Below are 16786 nucleotides of genomic sequence, written 5' to 3' on the forward strand. Positions count from 1 at the left end.
ATAGATACACTTGTGTTATTTATAATATATAGCATACATATTGCTTAAAGACAGGTGATATAATTATTCGACATCACAGGCAGGCCAGTGTGACCCCGATTACAGATCGGTAATATTCAGATTTCACCAGACCTTAGACATGATATGTTGACATTTGTCTTTAGAACTATAGGATTCCCATCCTTAATCATTAATGCTGTAGGAAATGGCTATGTCTGAGAACGAAAAAATAGACGAGCAACTCATAGAAGATATGAAACTTTCGCTTGAAGAATGCTCACCAGAACTTCGTCAGGTTGTTGCTTTTGAAGAAGTTCCAGAAGAGCTTTTGGACATGCTGATTAGTGTTTATAAAGTTTCCGAAACCTCTTCTCGTGAAGCATGGGATGCCATGCCAGCAAGCGCGCAAAACGTTTTAGATAACTTCGAACAGTTTCACGCCCTTGTTGCACTTAGCCAAAGCTATTCAGGTGTTGATTTTCTTGGTGAGCTTCAAGAAACAGAACTTCCGGACCACATGAGTGCAGATGAACAGGAGCAGTATAAAGCCGTTCTTCTTGATAAAGTACTGAACAATTGCGTAAAAGATTTGTGTAAGCAACTGAAGCAAGCGCGCCGTAATCCTCCGATGAAACGCGAATTTCTGGAAATATTCAAAAAATAATCCTGTTTATAAAGGGAAGCCGATGCTTCCCTTTATTATCTCAATGATCGCAATCGCCTCGTAAATCGATTTATTTCAGCCCGCGATAAACCAGAAAGATACCCGCAACAATTAAAGTGCCGGGGATCAGAATACTCCACATCATCCCGGTCCAAACCAGTGCCCACAACGCAGCGCCGGCAATAACAAAGACCACTGCGGTTTTAGCTGCATCTTTCCAATTACCACTCATTATTATGTCAGCCAAACCGGTCACAGCAAGCAGTATCAATAAGCCCGGCCACCACCAGCCTGTCAAATACAACAGACCAAAACCGATGAGAAAAATACCAGAAGAGGCGCCATCACGGCCCGATGTTCTTAATCCAAACATATTCGAACTCTCACTCTATTCGTTTGATTTTACGTGATTAGTATTGCTGTTATTGTATCATTTTTGGGAAGCCGGCATTGACGTAAAAAACAGATATAAATTTTCTCCATTTTACGAACCGGTAACTGTTAAAATAGCCCCATTATAAAAGCAATGAAAATGAGTAAAGTCATGCAAGGAACACTGAGTAAACTAAAGTCAACATTAGGCGACGTAGTTGAATACCAATTACCCGTTGGTGATCACCTTTTGCCGCTGAATCCGCTGATCGGAAAAAAACTGACGCTGACCCATACCGGCAGCATTTTTTGCGATGCGTGTGGTAAGAAAACCAAGAAGAGCTATTCTCAAGGCCATTGCTTTCCATGTATGAAGAAACTAGCGCGCTGTGACATGTGCATCATGAAGCCAGAAACCTGTCATTATGCGAAAGGAACTTGTCGTGAACCTGAATGGGGTATTGCTAACTGCATGGTGCCACATTATGTCTACCTGTCAAACACATCAGGCTTAAAGGTCGGTATTACCCGCCATACTCAGCTTCCGACACGTTGGATTGATCAGGGGGCAACTCAGGCATTACCTATATTGAAGGTAAAAACGCGTCAAATCTCTGGTTTAGTCGAAATCGCATTAGCTGAAATGGTCGCAGATAAAACCAATTGGCGTACCATGCTGAAAGGTGACAATCAGCCTATCGATTTAAAGGCTGAGGCTTCACGTTTAATCCCTGAAATCGACGCACGCATCAAGGAGCTAGTTGACTTATACGGTGAAGGCGCCATTGAAAAACTGGATGAGGAAATCGTAGATATCAACTATCCGGTTACCGAGTATCCATCCAAAATCAGCTCTCATAACTTTGATAAAGAGCCGGTTGTAGAAGGAACGCTGTTAGGTATCAAGGGCCAGTACCTGTTCTTCGACACCGGTGTGATTAATATTCGCAAGTTCACCAGCTATGAAATAACCGTTGAGGCCTAATCTAGGTTAGATTGAGGTGGTGTGACATCTACCGCCTCATTTCAAACCTACCCCATACACCAATACCATCCGTGTCATTCCCTTAACCTTTAATGCAAATCAAGGGTTCGAGCTTTGCTACCATTCGTGAAAGTCCCGCCTGATCCGCCGATTTCACCACATTGTTGACATCTTTGTAGGCATTGGGCGCTTCTTCTGCCACACCACGACGAGATGGGCTGCGGATCAAAACACCCTGATCCGCAAGTTGCTGTATAACATTGCTGCCGCGCCACAGTTTGGTTGCTTGATGGCGACTCATACTTCGTCCTGCTCCGTGGCAGGCTGAGCCATAAGCTAATTGCATGCTTTTTTTGGTACCGGCCAGAATATAGGATGCCGTCCCCATGGTGCCGCCGATCAGCACCGGTTGGCCGACTTCACGGAGAGTAGCAGGCAGAGCGGGATGGCCAGGACCAAAAGCGCGAGTTGCGCCCTTTCGATGCACGAAAAGATTTTTTATTTCGCCATTAACCTCATGCTGCTCCAGTTTGCAGGTGTTATGCGAAACATCGTAGAGCAGATCAAGATGAATATCCGCAAAGATTTGTTTTACTGCCTGGCGTGTTAAATGGGTGATTATTTCCCTGTTGGCCAAAGCACAGTTAATCGCCCCTCGCATGGCAGCTAAATAACGTTGACCGACCTTTGAATTAATAGGGGCGCAGGCCAGCTCACGATCGGGCAGAATAATGCCATAGTCTTTAGCACTAACAACCATACTTTTAAGAAATTCCGTACCGATCTGATGGCCAAGGCCACGAGACCCGCAGTGAATACTTATTTTTATGTCATTCAATTCAATACCGAATGCTTTAGCAATACTCTCATCATAGATTTCAACCACTTTTTGAACTTCCAGATAGTGGTTGCCCGAACCTAATGTACCCATTTCATTTTTTTGTCGCTCCTTGGCATGATGGGATATTTGATCCGGATCTGCGCCCTGCATACAACCGTATTCTTCTATGCGCTCCAGATCTGCCTGATCTCCAAGCCCTCTTTCTACCGCCCAGCGCGCACCGCCATTAAGCATGGCATTCATTTCTTTTTTATTAAGGTGAAAAATGCCAGTACTGCCTAGTCCGGCGGGTATGGTTTTGAATAGAACATCAGCCAGTTCTTTTTGTTTCGACATGACTTGTTGCACGGTTAAGCCAGTGTGTAATGTACGTACACCACAGGAAATATCAAAGCCGACACCGCCAGCTGAAATAACACCGCCCTGCTCTGGATCAAACGCGGCAACACCACCGATTGGAAAACCATACCCCCAATGCGCATCGGGCATGGCATAGGAAGCATTGACTATACCGGGTAATCTGGCGACATTAGTGATCTGCTCATAAACTTTTTCATCCATGTCCAGAATCAGATCTTTACTGGCAAAGATGATTCCCGGCACATGCATTCCATTAACGGGGTCAATGCGCCACTGGTAATCAGATATGCGATGTAGTTTGTTTATGTCCATCACTGCCACCCTGGTGGTTTTGTTTAAACATCAATAACACATTGCGCTATCCATAGATCTTGTGACTGGTGTACAGCCAGCTCGGTATAAGTTGCGCCTTTAATCTCAACCGCTGGTTGATGCCGTTTTACATTTATCGGCTCGCCCCGCGCAGTGGCTTCGAGATGTCCGTGATGTATGTAAACGTCAAACTGGCTAAATAACATTTTGTGTGTGGACATTGTGAAGATCAGGGCATTTAACCAGTCGGCAAGTAATAATTCCTGATCCGCATCATCACAAGTAATAGTCACTTCATCTATGGGTCTGATCAGTGATAAATCAGTGATAATAGCACTCATGGCCAGCGCCGCTTGCTCGAATGCACTGGCTAGTGTGTTGCCTGTACCGCGCACACCAATATCAGCTTCGTGTTCGAAATGTTCCCAACGTGCCGCAGCCATAAACGTGCCCGGTATTTTAATTACCTTTATAATGACATCATAGACAGGATCTTAAGAACCAAGCACTGATTTACTAATTAAAACGGCAAAAAATCGGTTTTCGAAACGAACTCGACGCATTCAGCCATTCGAGATTGAACAATCAGTATTGTTTTCTATACACAGAGCATTGAGTACTCTCGTGCCAGAGGTCTTCCCCCGTTTTTATATACCGTCTTGTTTACTCTAACTTAAATAAGAGGTTATTCGTTCACTTCGGCTGTACATATTTACGTTCACCATCAAATACGGCTACGTCACGGATAAAATTTTCACCAAGCACAATACCCGTACCTTTTTTCAGCACAAATTCCGTTAGCTCGTTTAGCTCAACCAGTTTAATACGAAGTTTTATGACAGCTTCACGCTCACTACCGTTATTTTTAATCCAATATTCAACAGGCATCTCGAGCGATTTACCACTTGCTATAAACTTAACCCAATCGTTTCCATCACGTTCAAACTCCTGAAGATCTGAAACGCCGATTGTCGACAGCTTACTGCCAGGATCAATTTTCACTTTGACATGCTTTTTAACCGGATCTAACCAGACCCACTCTTCGGTACCGAGGATCAATTTACCATCACTCGTCTTACTCACAACCGGTAGGAGGGGCTTTGGTGTAATCTCAGGTTCCGGTTCTACTTTCGGCTTTGCTTCCGGTTTCGATTCAGTCTCGACTTCCGGTACGGTCGTCTCCGGAACTGTCGGCTCGACAGGCTTGATTTCAACTTCCTGACCAACGTCGGGTTTTGCTTCCGGTTCTTGAGGGCCTTGTTGCTGTGCACAACCAAATAGCAGTAATGCACAAAAAACAGCAGCATTTCTTTTCATTCTGACTTACCTTTAGGCATCTGCATTTAGCGTCTAATGTTTTAACAATAATATGTTGTGAAATCATTAGCCAGAAAGAATTATCCTTGCTTATATGCAATGTTAAACAGATCAAGTTTATTCACTAGCCAAGATTCATCATACCAGTCCATATTACGGCTGTGCTTAGCATCATCCCAAAAACTGAGGAACAAGCGCCTAGTTTCAAAACCTTCGGTGAGTGGGGCTTTTTCTTGATAGCGTTCATATAACTTAAGATCTTCCCTGACATCGAACAAATGGAAAATATCAAACTCTCTGTGCTTATAGCCAACATCACAAGGATCTAATATTGCCGCGACTTTAAATGTTTTTGGATCAAACAAGACATTGGCAATATGGCAATCATCGTGTACTAATGAAGATGATGTATTGATAGGCGATAAAATTTCTACTCTTTTCTCCCATAACTCGGTGTAAGCCGATTTCAACTGACTTGAAAATGGCGACTCGCAACTCAAGACATAACGCAGAACGGGATACATCCACGCATCAAAGGCTTTAATTAAACATGGGTCGAAATGGTCACGGCCAATTTCAAATCCTTTTTTATTCTGACAATCGTGTAAAGCAACTAAGATGTCGGTGTAGTCCTCTCTGAATATCTCCAGTGCTTTGGGATCGTTTGGAAGTTCATAGGCTGATACTCCTTCAATCCACTCCATCATCAAGTAATCATGGCCTTCTTCTCGACCAAATAAGTAGACTTCAGGTACCGGACAGTCTAAGTTTTTTTTTAATCGTTTTAATCCTTCAATTTCTTTAATTATTCTTCCGCATTCCCGGGAAAACTTAACAACAACTTTACCTTTTGGAGAAAAAATAAAAACAACCCAGCCATAAAATGTTTCTTGAATATTACACAGTTCAGGTTGCTGACTAAACATCGCTTTATAAGCCTTTTCAGCGATGAACTTGAGCTGAGGTTTATTCATAAAAATCCTTTTTCATTTAATACTGATAATAAATACCGCGTGCAAATAACATATATTCCATATGAGAATTCGCATCTAAAATATCAATATTTTTGCTGCTCCCTCTAAATCAAAGAATGCAACAGAATGCAGATCAAAGCCAGTAATTTGGGTCAAAAAGGTGAATTGTGGGCCTGCGCTCTCACAATAATTACTCAGATATCTGAAGACACCATCTAAACGGTTATTTCCATGTGAATCACATGAAGTTAATTTAATATTCGATGCCTTCCTTGCATGCCTTTCAGTGATAAAAAAGAGGGATATTGCCCGCAGGGAATAGTTGTATTCTAATAAGTCAACGTGTCACTGACAGGGTAATAATGAAAAAAACAATAACGCTGGACGACAGTTGCAGAATTAAGCAAAAACACAAGGCGCTCTAACTGCACCTTGTTTTTCTATTCCCCAGTGACTATGAGATCTTGATAGCAATTCCAATCTCTTGCGACAGCTCGGCCAGTTGCGCTTCATTATCTAAACGAATGGACCAATTAATACCACTGCCCGTTGCAGTCACAACATTAGCACCACCAATCAACGTAACTTCATCGACATGGGCTTGCAAAGTCACTCGTGAAACCCCGTCTAAACGAACAACCAATTCATGTTGATTGGCAATAATTCTGCCTTCTGAAAATGTGATCACCATAACTATGCATCTATCTTTTTATGTTTCATTACTGCCATTGTGAGGCGGCTGGTACAGACTAATCGATCGCGTTCATCTGTTATTTCAATCTGCCAGACTTGTGTAGTCGCTCCTAAATGGATCGGGATTGTTCGACCTTTCACGATGCCGCTGCGCATTGGTCGTATATGGTTGGCATTAATGTCCAGACCAACACAATACTTGTTTTCATCAACACACAGATTACCGGCGAGTGAACCCAGTGTTTCGGCTAATACTACCGAGGCACCACCGTGAAGCATGCCTAAAGGCTGGTGAGTACGGGCCTCAACAGGCATCGTTGCCGTTAAGCTCTCATCATCAAATGCACAATACTCAATACCTAAATGCTCTACCAGAGTATTTTTAGACGTTAAATTTAAACTATCGAGTGTGAACGGTTTCTTCCAAATTGACATAGTTTCACCTAATCCTCTGTTAACGGGTATATACCCAAACCACCTCAAGATACGAGATTCAGAGCTTCCTCTGGATACTCAATTCAAATGAAATGTGTGTAGGAATAGCAAGCCATTTCAAACACATTTTGTGAAGAAGTGATTTTCCAGAGGAGCTCCCAAAGGGCGAGTTTCATTGGCTTTTATTCGGTGTTAGCCATCCTAAAAATAGAACTACTATTCACTCAAATGGCTGCCTTGACTAAAAGCCAATGAATTCTCGCTGAACTCTGCATCTTGAGGTGATTTGGGTATAGCATAACATCGCAATCACTTTTTCATCTAGCCTTCCAATCGCTGAGCCCTCAATGAACAGCACCCTCGTATCTTGCGCTTATTCGGGTCTCCTGCATCAACAATGCCTAAAGACAGAATTTTACACTAGCATATTGCTCTACTCGCAGGTCATAATGGCCATCAGTATTATCAGGAATGGAATGGAAGGAGTCATTCTTATGAAACCTACTCGCCTTTTACTATTAACAGGACTGATGGCGGCCGTCCTCTCAATTTCGGCATGCTCGAGTTCTCCGACTGGCCGGCAGCAAGTACTGCTATTTTCGACCAACGATATGTCACAGTTAGGCGCGCAATCTTTTGAAGAACTAAAAAAACAAGAAAAGATTAATACCGACGTCAAAACAAACCAGTATGTGCAATGTATTACCAGCGCAATAACCGCTCGTCTAGATCCCCAATCTGGTTTCGGTCAATGGGAAGTAGTGGTATTTGACAGTGATCAAGTCAACGCATTTGCCTTGCCCGGTGGCAAAATCGGTGTCTATACCGGTCTGCTTAAGGTCGCTAAAAACCAGGATCAGCTCGCCACTGTTATCGGTCATGAAATCGGCCATGTTATCGCGCAGCACAGTAATGAGCGATTATCTCGCAGCCAGATAGCTGACATAGGTTTGCAGGTTTCGAGCATGGCGATCCGCGGTACTGAATATCATGATGTCGCAATGGCCGGTCTCGGTTTAGGTGTTCAGTACGGCGTCTTAATGCCCTACGGACGAGCGCAAGAGTCAGAATCTGACATCATTGGTTTACGCTTGATGGCTGAGGCCGGATTCGATCCAAACCAGAGTGTCGAACTATGGAAAAATATGGCTAAGGCATCGAACGGACAACCCCCTGAACTACTGTCCACTCACCCTTCGCATTCAACACGTATTGATGATTTGAAAAAAGAAATTAGCCGTTTGACGGCCTATAACCCACCTCGACAAAACTGTCATTTATAGCCTGTTAATAAAAAAGCGCCCGCGGGCGCTTTTTATTGATGGTGTTAATCACTAAAGAAGATTATTCACCCTGTACTTCAAATCCTGGTGTAAACACTTCTACCCGACGATTTTGTGCACGACCGGCTTCAGTATCGTTATTCGCGACAGGCTGCGTTTCCCCTTTGCCTTCGACTTTAACCCGGCTCTTATCGATACCGAAATGAGATGCAAGATAACCGGCGACAACGTCTGCACGCTCTTCAGATAATTTCTGATTGTACTCTTGTGAACCACGGCTATCCGTATGGCCGATAACAAAAAGTTCTGTTTCAGGGAAATTAACCAAGCGTTGTGCAATTGGCTCTAATTTGTCGATATCTTCCTGTAACAAAGCATTGCTGTCAAAACCAAATGGCAGAGCCACCGTTATGGGATCGACTTTCACCATCGCTGGTACTGGTGCGGGCTCTGGTACAGGTTCTGGCTCCGGCTCAATAATAACTACAGGTGCCGGTGCACCCCAGTGATAAACAAAGCTCAGGCCATAGAAATGAATATCAGCGGTGCCAGGCTTGCTGTCGCCAACCTGATTATAATATTGATATTCTAAACGAGTAGACAGGGTATCACTGTAAAAATACTCCACCCCCACACCCACTGTTGCGGCCATGCCATCTTCATCAGCGTTGATCACCTCAATACTGTTATCTGCGTTATAAACGTACCCCCCCGCTTTGGCGTACAGATCATACGAATCAGTCAAAGCCCAGGTAAACTTACCTAACAGATCAATGCCCTGCACGTCAAAATCACCACCTGCTGGCTTGTAGTCCGCTTGTCCTAAATAGGTGTAACCACCTTCAAGAGCAAACCACGGCGTGATGTTATATCCTAGGAAGGCACCTCCGCCCCAATCATCCTGATCGAAATCACTTGATGTACCTTTCAAGGCGTCATCAAAATTATTGTAATGTGTGCCACCAATACGTGCACCTACATACCAGGGGTTATCCGTTACGGCGTGAGCAACACCTGAAATAAGTAATGCAAGTGGAAGTATGTAATGTACTTTAGACATAGATTTATCCTTTTTTATTATTTGCCACTGCTATTTTTTATCCTTACCACTAATTGTTTAGAAGTCATCTTCGATTTTTACAAGATTCTTTTTTTATTTTTAATACCTGCATCAAGCTCTTGACAAAATAAAACAAAACATTTGACAAACCAATATTGAATATCGTTCGATTGTATTCATCGTTATCTTTTCAATCGAGAGCGTCCCCTGAAAACAACAGAGCAAGAGCATAAATGCAAAAAAGCCCATTCATGATGGGCTTTTTATGTCTGGCTGTTGCCTTAAGCGAATACCAGAGCCTAAGGCAAATGACCTTCTGCTAACGCCTCCGCTGTCGCGTCTTCAACCGCCATAAACAGATAATCTACCTGTCCTTTGGGTGATGTCATCGGATTCAGAGTCACATTCTGGTACATGAAAGGAGCCGGCTGGGTAATTGGACGGACATTACGGCATTTAAATAAGTAAGGACGCTGGCGCCAGATCAAAAAACTTCTGCATCCCAGTTCAAACACCGGTCGTGTTTTGGCCTTAAACCACTCTTGGGGGATTTCAGGAAAGACTTCAAAGACGGTCTTGCCCATCACTTCATGCGCTTGCTTGCCACTATGGTGGGTCATAAAACCATTCCAGACATGGATGTTAAAATCTCGGTCTAACACAACCAGTCCCACATCCACATGCTGAACCATGTCGATCATCCAGTGAAATTGCTCAAATTCAGCAGGTAAAGCAACCATGGTTTAGTCCTCATCCATTAAGTAAGACAATTTGCTATCTAGCAGCGGCAACGATTCATCAACAAACATCAGGAGCAAATCACACTTGATCTGTGTTCCTTCAATGCCGTAACTGACTTCAAATGTCATGGTTCTGCGCCAGTTTCCGGATGTATGCTCAATCAGGGACTCGATAGAAAGATGCTTGCCTAATAACACCGGATGACTTTGGAAAAACTTCACTTCCACCTGCTCACCTAATCCTTTGAGAAAAGAGCCCACCAGAATATTGCTCACATCCATCAGTAATTCTAATTCTACGTCACACTCACTTTCGACCGGATACTTCATCAATGACGTTAAATCATTAACACTGGAATCACTGAGCAACACCAGAGCTTCACCGGCGATCCCTTCACCACTGAATCCCTGACAGATCCCCGACATCGTACTATTGCTCGCCAGATCGCGCATCGTCATATGAAGCTCGCTCACTTCAAACACATTGACATTAGGCAATGGCAAATTTACAAAAACATTAAAATGACGAGCCAGTGAATCCGCTGCTCGGCCAATAGCAACGTTGGCAACTTCCAAATAGACATCACGACGGCGGAGTGCCGGGGTTGTCACTCGCTGGATAACCGCATCGAGCGACAGCTCAGGGGATGGCAATAAATCCTTAAGTAACGTTTTAAGGTAGTTTTTGTCTACCGGTTTTTGTAGAAATGCCACCGCACCAAGATCTTTTACTCGTGCTTGCGCCTGGGGCTGAATATCGCCAGAAACAACAATGACCTGAATTGACAGCCCATGCTCTTTAATCGCCTGCAACGTCTGATAACCGTCCATCTCTGGCATGGTTAAATCAAGAAACAGCAATGAAAAAGGCTGTTGTTTTAGCTGCTCAAGGGCTTCTAATCCATTAACAGCAAATGTGACATCGGCGTTGAGTGATGCGGGTAAAGATCTCGCCATCTGCTTTCGGGCCAATGCCGAATCATCACAAATTAAAATTGGAATTGTCATACTTGCTCCTTACGCTTCAACTCATTCAGGAGCGCCAAAAATATTAGCTAGATTGCATAATAATTGCCTTGCCCAATAGGAGATAATATCAGTTGAGTTAAAGCCGGTCTTGCTCCCAGCGTATTTATTTACATTAACCTCTCTTTTTTATTCCAATAGGAACTATGCCCATGCCACTTCACAAAACTATTTAAAACATCGCTCATGCAACGTAGAATGCACACTTTAATTTTCCGATATTTGATATAGATACTTGCCAGCATAATATGAATGTAAATGGTTCCAATACATCACCCGAAATCTCGGCTCTTCATGTCGGCATCGTCGGCGGCGGTGTTGCCGGTTCAACGGTCGCGCTGCGGTTAGCAGAACTTGGTATCGACGTCACCCTGTTTGAAGAGGGAACAAGCCTGGTCAATGGCCCGCCGATTTGTCATTTGCACGCTGGCGGTAACCTCTACCGTGAGATTTCAGATCAACAATGTCTGACTCTTCTTTATCAATCTATCGAAACTCTTCGGGTTTATCCGCATACTGCAAATATTCGTCCCACTGTCATCGCCGTTCCTGAACGCGATCCGGGCGATCCCAATGCGCTGATCGCTCGACTGAAATTGTTGCAAAACGCCTATAAAGAATTAATTTCTGTTGATAAGCGAAATGCCGTTTTAGGGCAGCCAGACGATTACTTCAAGCTGTACCAGCAAGATGAGTTGATTAAATTAGCAACTCGGACCGCCCCCGCCAATCCGCAATCTCTCGATGACTGGATGATCCCTGTTGCGAAAAACCTGAATCTGGATGAATTCAAATACCCTGTAGTCATCGTGCAGGAATACGGACTCAGTGTTTTCAGGATTGCCGCTACCGCCTCTTTAGCGTTACAGCAACTCCCTTCTTGCACGGTGAAGACCGGTACGAAAGTTACGAATATTCAGGCAAGTAGTTCAAAAAAAGGCTGGGTTGTTTCTCATCAAAGCTATGATGACTCAATCAATGATCATGTCACTAAGGAGACAAGCGTCGACTATCTGGTTAACGCCTGTGGTTACAGAACCGGCACGCTTGATGACTTAGCTACCTTCAAACGTCACCGTATGGTTGAATTCAAAGCCGCTTATGTCACACACTGGCCTGCGTGTGAAGGCGTCTGGCCAGAAGTTATCTTTCATGGTGAGCGAGGTACCCCCAATGGTATGGCGCAATTAACCCCCTACCCTGATGGTTTTTTCCAGCTCCACGGTATGACGGAAGACATTACCCTCTTTAAACAAGGTTTGGTGAGTTCAACCACCAGAAGTGCTCAGCCACAGCTGGAAAACAGTTTTATCCGTAAACTCACTACCGGGTGGAAAACAGATGACGTTGAGTCTCGCACTCAGCGGGCCATCGAGCATATGGCACAATTTGTTCCGAGCTTTGCTGAAGCAAAGGTCGGCGGATATCCGCTTTTCGGTGCCCAGCAAATACCAGGGATTGATCCGTCTTTGCGCGCTGCCGATATCTCTTTTGCCGGTGAACGTTATGCACGATCTGAAATTGTAAAAGCATCATCCGCTCTGTCAGTTGCAGATTCCATTGTAAAACAGCTTTACGATGAAGAACTTATCAGCTCTGCAAAGCTTGATTGGGACACCTCTTTAGAAGAGCGCTTTTCGGTTACTCACTCTCTCGGCCTTGATGAGATTATTTCAAAGGCTGAACAGTTAGCCCAAATACGTGCCTATCCGGCAGCTCTCGCACGTCCAACCCATATTGAAAGCTGATTAAGACTGGAATTCGACAGAGAAAAAGCGCGCAGCATACGGGACGAGTCAGCGTTGATGTTGTATCGGAAGTTATGAATAGAATACCGCTAACCAAATGGTTTCTTTTTCCGGTGACGTCCAGGTAACCTGATGCCGCTGATTGGCAGGGATATTAATATAATCACCTTCGTTGAGGTGAACGACTCTCCTGTTTTCTTCAAACAATAATTCGGCAGCGCCTTGCACCACCAGCACCCATTCATTCTCTGCTTGATCATACCAATCGCCACACGGTGTGGTATGCCCTTTGGAAATGATCCTCTCAATTCTGATTGAATCTGTTTTGACCAGATCCTGACATATCTCTTCCGGTAACGAAGCCGGAATTTGACCGAATAAATTGCCCATGATTATCTTTCACCTCTGTCAGCTTACAAAAAAGGCGAGTCTGAGCTCGCCTAATTATCTGCCTGTTAACTACAACCTACTCAGGCAGATCAATCTCAATTTTACGATTCAGTGCATCCAGCTCTTTATTCAGCGTACTGAGCTCAGCTTCTTTACTTTCAACAAGATCAAGTTTGGCTTCATATTTATCGCAATCGGCCTGTGAAACCCAATTCCAGCTTTTTCCGGATTTGAATTCATCACATACCTTCTTAAATTCCTTGGCTACGGATTTCGCTTTCTTAACGCCGCTTTCAGCGTTAACTATTTGCTTTTGCAGCTCCAGCTGTTGTTGGTACAATTCTTTAGAGTTAGTTAATACCGCCTTCTGTTTTTCGGTGGTGGTTTTCAATTCAACCACTTTGGTATCTAACTCTTTCGTCGTCACTGAAAGTTGCTTCTGTTTCCGTTTCAGCTTAGCAATTTGAGCTTCGTAGTCAGCTTTCTGCTGGTCAAACTCCGCCGTTTTCTGTTCTAACTGTACAGCCAGTTGCTCGAGTTCTGACGCTTTCTGAGTTTCTAACTCTTCGTAGCGGCTCTGTAACGCATTTTTATCTTCAATTAACTGCACATTTTCTTGTGTTAACAGATCATGATCTTCTTGGCTCAGCCCCTGATCACGGTTCCAGAAAGCCGACGCAAGCACCAAGCCCAGCACTAAACCGACAAACAACGACGCTTTCCATGACGATGTCATGTTCATTGATTTCGCTTTTTTTAACATGCCTACACCTTATTGATAAGTTATGACCAGCCCCTGAAACATAACAACACTCGCTGAAATGGCCATAAGGTTGTTATGTGAAGAATATCAGCAAGATAGCTCTTCTGTGTCAGGTTTATATCAATATTGAAATAAAACACGGTAAACCAAGCTTATTCTGCTCATCATTTGATTATTTCTGTTTGAACCTACCGTTGTAAAAACGTTGTATGTCTTAATAATCATTTATCCAATGTCTAAGACATTTGTTTCACCAGTAAGCAACTACATTCTTTAAATACATCAAGCAACAACGAACATATAGGTATCAGCATGATCACCGAGCTGTTATTTCTGACTGTATCTGCATTCTCAATTCCCTTACTTGAGAATTCCAGCCATCAACAAATCGATCACAACTGCCATCTTACAATCAACGAAGAAAGACACCAAAAGGATATAGTGTTGGTTTTGTCCTCGAGTCCGAAAGCAGAATTAAAAGTACAGATTTACCACCGCATTCCTATCCCGGTCCCTTCTTCAGGTATGCTGGAGCAGCTCTCGTTCACCCCTGATAAAACTTACAATAATGCACAATTTCCGGTCTCTCATGAACTGTATAAAGAGCTAAAACCGGATATCAGGATCTATTCAATAACCATCGATACAACGGCATCGGCAACCCAGCATTTTTCAGAACATTTCAGGCTCGGCGGGTTTAAAACATTATTGAAAGTTGAGGGCATTAAATACCCTCTTGCATTTATTGCCGACCGTAATCAGGCAGAAGCATTCTATAATTGCGTAAATCAGCCGTTATAGCCACGGCAAACAATACCAAGTGCGATAAACACCAAGACAATCAATAACTGAGCTGATAATGTAAACCGTCTTATGGATTTTTTGGCAGATAAGGAAAGATATTATGCCGGTCTCTGAATGGATGACTTTTGTCATTGCGATTACGGTGCTGACGATTACTCCCGGCTTAGACACCGTGTTGGTGATCAGAAATACCAGCCGTGGCGGCTGGAAAGATGGCGTGACCAGTAGTTTTGGTATTTGCAGCGGTTTGTTTGTACACGCAACCCTGTCAGCAGTGGGAATTTCTTTTATTCTCGTTCAGTCAGCATGGCTGTTTCAGACCATTAAGTTTGCAGGAGCCGCTTACCTGATTTACTTAGGTTTTTGCAGCCTGAAAAGTGGCTTTCGCTCAGGAGCGCTGGGGATCATTGAGAACGCGCAGATCGCATCGAATCAGTTCAACCTGCGCCGTTCGTTCTCGGAAGGCTTTTTATCCAATGTCTTGAATCCGAAAACGGCTATCTTTTACCTGGCGTTTTTACCCCAGTTTATTAATCCCGAAGGATCCGCAATATCGCAGGCGTTCATTCTGGCTGGAATTCATTTCTTACTGGCAATGGTGTGGCAGTCTTCTTTATCGCTGTTAATTGAAAGAGCCAAAAACTGGCTAGCTAAACCGAAAACCAATCAATGGCTGCAGTCGTTAACGGGCTTTGTCATGGTCGCGCTCGGCTTGCAATTGCTGCTGAGCAAAAACATCCGCCTTTAATTGGGATTTCGACAACGTTCTTCAATAAAAAAGAACACTTCCGTGTTCTTTTTTTATCTGCCCTTTTGCCGAATGATCTAGCGGGACGATAGGTTCAGCGTCAGATCGCCGGGTTTGATCCAACCCGCTTTACGCATTATTTCCGCTATGCCGAAAGTCAATAAAGCGGGTAAGACTATGTGCATCAGGAAAATCACCAGATAGATTTCACTGCCCGTTTTACCCGCCGCTTCCATTGCAATGAAAGCCTGAATTTGTCCTACCAGTCCTGATGTTCCCATTCCCGCTCCAAGTGGTGTATTTTCCAGAGAAAAAACAAGCGTCGCAACCGGGCCTAAAATTGCCGATGTAATAATAGGGGGAAACCAAATCTTATGATTCTTAATGATATTTGGCATTTGCAGCATTGACGTGCCCAGCCCCTGGGCAAACACACCTGCCCAACGGTTTTCACGGAAACTCATTACCGCAAAACCCACCATCTGAGCACAACAACCCACAGTGGCAGCACCTGCCGCCAACCCATTCAGACTTAGCATAATGGCAATCGCCGCACTGCTGATAGGCAGGGTTAATGCCATTCCCATCAGAACGGCAACCAGCATTCCCATAATAAAAGGTTGTAGCTGAGTTGCGTACATAATGACATTACCGAGTGCCGTCATTAAGGCACCAACCTGTGGCCCGACTAGGCTTCCTACCGCGACCCCGACAATCACTGTAACTGCGGGCGTAACCAGAATATCCACTTTGGTTTCATTGGCGACCAATTTGCCACATTCTGTCGCGGCAATTGTGGCAATAAATGCGCCAACCGGCCCCCCCATCGCAGCCCCTGCCGCACCGGCAGTCGTCGCAGAAAATAATACCAGTGGCGGTGCCTTTAACGCATAAGCAATAGCGACACCAATAGCCGGCCCCGTCATTTGTTTCGCGATAGGCCATAGCGTATCTGAAAACAGCGGGATCCCCAGCTTTAACCCCAGCGTATTTAAGATAGAGCCGATAAGTAGTGAAGAGAATAACCCTAATGCCATAAAGCTCATAGCATGCACAAAGTAGGTTTTAGCCGAAAAATCGATACCTTTTCGGTCTAAGAAAGTGAAAAATCTGTCGTGTGTGAGTTGCATCATTCCAACCTGTTATACTGCATTCAATACTGCAGATAGCTGCTGCATTTCATCTCTGATAATGTCTCTGTTTGTTTATGGTTACAAACAGGCTGCAGATTCTAGCGCAATCACGGAGAATGGGAACCCCCTATCCCCCAA

19 protein-coding genes are annotated in these 16786 nt (G+C 44.1%); 6 read left to right on the plus strand and 13 right to left on the minus strand.

Annotated elements, in window-relative coordinates; translation table 11 throughout:
* Window positions 1-211 precede the first annotated feature (211 nt).
* Window positions 212-664, plus strand: coding sequence for a DUF3069 domain-containing protein (locus R3289_RS11005; RefSeq protein WP_318925547.1), 453 nt, complete (start codon window positions 212-214; stop codon window positions 662-664).
* Window positions 665-734: 70 nt separating this feature from the next.
* Here the strand turns inward: R3289_RS11005 and R3289_RS11010 are convergent, their stop codons facing one another.
* The gene (locus R3289_RS11010; RefSeq protein ID WP_318925548.1) at window positions 735-1037 is read right to left on the minus strand and encodes a hypothetical protein; all 303 of its coding nucleotides are present in this window, start codon (window positions 1035-1037) and stop codon (window positions 735-737) included.
* 159 nt (window positions 1038-1196) lie between these two features.
* On the opposite strand from R3289_RS11010, the gene R3289_RS11015 reads away from it, so the two are divergent.
* Entirely contained in the window at window positions 1197-2021 is an 825-nt protein-coding gene (locus R3289_RS11015; protein ID WP_318925549.1) for a DUF2797 domain-containing protein, read from the plus strand.
* A gap of 82 nt (window positions 2022-2103) precedes the next feature.
* On the opposite strand, the gene R3289_RS11020 is transcribed toward R3289_RS11015, so the two are convergent.
* The 6 genes from R3289_RS11020 to R3289_RS11045 all read right to left on the minus strand — a co-directional run bounded on the left by R3289_RS11020 (window position 2104) and on the right by R3289_RS11045 (window position 6953).
* On the minus strand, window positions 2104-3534 hold the full coding sequence (locus tag R3289_RS11020; RefSeq protein WP_318925550.1) for an RtcB family protein: 1431 nt from the start codon (window positions 3532-3534) through the stop codon (window positions 2104-2106).
* A 23-nt stretch (window positions 3535-3557) separates the two neighbouring features.
* Window positions 3558-3977 (minus strand): archease, encoded by a 420-nt coding sequence (locus tag R3289_RS11025; protein WP_318925551.1) that lies wholly within the window; start codon window positions 3975-3977, stop codon window positions 3558-3560.
* A 250-nt stretch (window positions 3978-4227) separates the two neighbouring features.
* The gene (locus R3289_RS11030; RefSeq protein ID WP_318925552.1) at window positions 4228-4851 is read right to left on the minus strand and encodes a RimK/LysX family protein; all 624 of its coding nucleotides are present in this window, start codon (window positions 4849-4851) and stop codon (window positions 4228-4230) included.
* A gap of 80 nt (window positions 4852-4931) precedes the next feature.
* Window positions 4932-5825 (minus strand): phosphotransferase, encoded by an 894-nt coding sequence (locus R3289_RS11035; protein WP_318925553.1) that lies wholly within the window; start codon window positions 5823-5825, stop codon window positions 4932-4934.
* A gap of 454 nt (window positions 5826-6279) precedes the next feature.
* The gene (locus R3289_RS11040) at window positions 6280-6516 is read right to left on the minus strand and encodes a DUF3389 domain-containing protein (protein ID WP_318925554.1); all 237 of its coding nucleotides are present in this window, start codon (window positions 6514-6516) and stop codon (window positions 6280-6282) included.
* A gap of 2 nt (window positions 6517-6518) precedes the next feature.
* Window positions 6519-6953 carry a hotdog fold thioesterase gene (locus R3289_RS11045; protein ID WP_318925555.1) on the minus strand — a complete coding sequence of 145 codons (435 nt, stop codon included), beginning with the start codon at window positions 6951-6953 and terminating at the stop codon, window positions 6519-6521.
* Window positions 6954-7447: 494 nt separating this feature from the next.
* On the opposite strand from R3289_RS11045, the gene R3289_RS11050 reads away from it, so the two are divergent.
* Entirely contained in the window at window positions 7448-8236 is a 789-nt protein-coding gene (locus R3289_RS11050; protein WP_318925556.1) for a M48 family metallopeptidase, read from the plus strand.
* A 61-nt stretch (window positions 8237-8297) separates the two neighbouring features.
* On the opposite strand, the gene R3289_RS11055 is transcribed toward R3289_RS11050, so the two are convergent.
* The 3 genes from R3289_RS11055 to R3289_RS11065 form a co-directional block, all read right to left on the minus strand.
* Entirely contained in the window at window positions 8298-9296 is a 999-nt protein-coding gene (locus tag R3289_RS11055; protein ID WP_318925557.1) for an OmpA family protein, read from the minus strand.
* 299 nt (window positions 9297-9595) lie between these two features.
* Window positions 9596-10036, minus strand: a complete 441-nt coding sequence (locus R3289_RS11060) for a PAS domain-containing protein (protein ID WP_318925558.1) — start codon at window positions 10034-10036, stop codon at window positions 9596-9598.
* Between the two features lie 3 nt (window positions 10037-10039).
* Window positions 10040-11044, minus strand: a complete 1005-nt coding sequence (locus tag R3289_RS11065; RefSeq protein WP_318925559.1) for a response regulator — start codon at window positions 11042-11044, stop codon at window positions 10040-10042.
* A 266-nt stretch (window positions 11045-11310) separates the two neighbouring features.
* On the opposite strand from R3289_RS11065, the gene R3289_RS11070 reads away from it, so the two are divergent.
* Window positions 11311-12810, plus strand: a complete 1500-nt coding sequence (locus R3289_RS11070; RefSeq protein WP_318925560.1) for an FAD-dependent oxidoreductase — start codon at window positions 11311-11313, stop codon at window positions 12808-12810.
* A gap of 72 nt (window positions 12811-12882) precedes the next feature.
* Here the strand turns inward: R3289_RS11070 and R3289_RS11075 are convergent, their stop codons facing one another.
* Entirely contained in the window at window positions 12883-13200 is a 318-nt protein-coding gene (locus R3289_RS11075; protein ID WP_318925561.1) for a cupin domain-containing protein, read from the minus strand.
* A 76-nt stretch (window positions 13201-13276) separates the two neighbouring features.
* Window positions 13277-13963, minus strand: coding sequence for a chromosome segregation ATPase (locus R3289_RS11080; RefSeq protein ID WP_318925562.1), 687 nt, complete (start codon window positions 13961-13963; stop codon window positions 13277-13279).
* A gap of 312 nt (window positions 13964-14275) precedes the next feature.
* On the opposite strand from R3289_RS11080, the gene R3289_RS11085 reads away from it, so the two are divergent.
* Both R3289_RS11085 and R3289_RS11090 read left to right on the plus strand, forming a co-directional pair.
* The gene (locus R3289_RS11085) at window positions 14276-14764 is read left to right on the plus strand and encodes a hypothetical protein (RefSeq protein ID WP_318925563.1); all 489 of its coding nucleotides are present in this window, start codon (window positions 14276-14278) and stop codon (window positions 14762-14764) included.
* A 103-nt stretch (window positions 14765-14867) separates the two neighbouring features.
* Window positions 14868-15515 carry a LysE family translocator gene (locus R3289_RS11090; protein ID WP_318925564.1) on the plus strand — a complete coding sequence of 216 codons (648 nt, stop codon included), beginning with the start codon at window positions 14868-14870 and terminating at the stop codon, window positions 15513-15515.
* Between the two features lie 77 nt (window positions 15516-15592).
* On the opposite strand, the gene R3289_RS11095 is transcribed toward R3289_RS11090, so the two are convergent.
* Complete coding sequence (locus R3289_RS11095; protein ID WP_318925565.1) at window positions 15593-16645, minus strand: PTS sugar transporter subunit IIC; 1053 nt, start codon at window positions 16643-16645, stop codon at window positions 15593-15595.
* Window positions 16646-16786 lie beyond the last annotated feature (141 nt).

It is taken from the genome of Photobacterium sp. (assembly GCF_033720175.1).
Taxonomy (GTDB): Bacteria; Pseudomonadota; Gammaproteobacteria; order Enterobacterales; family Vibrionaceae; genus Photobacterium.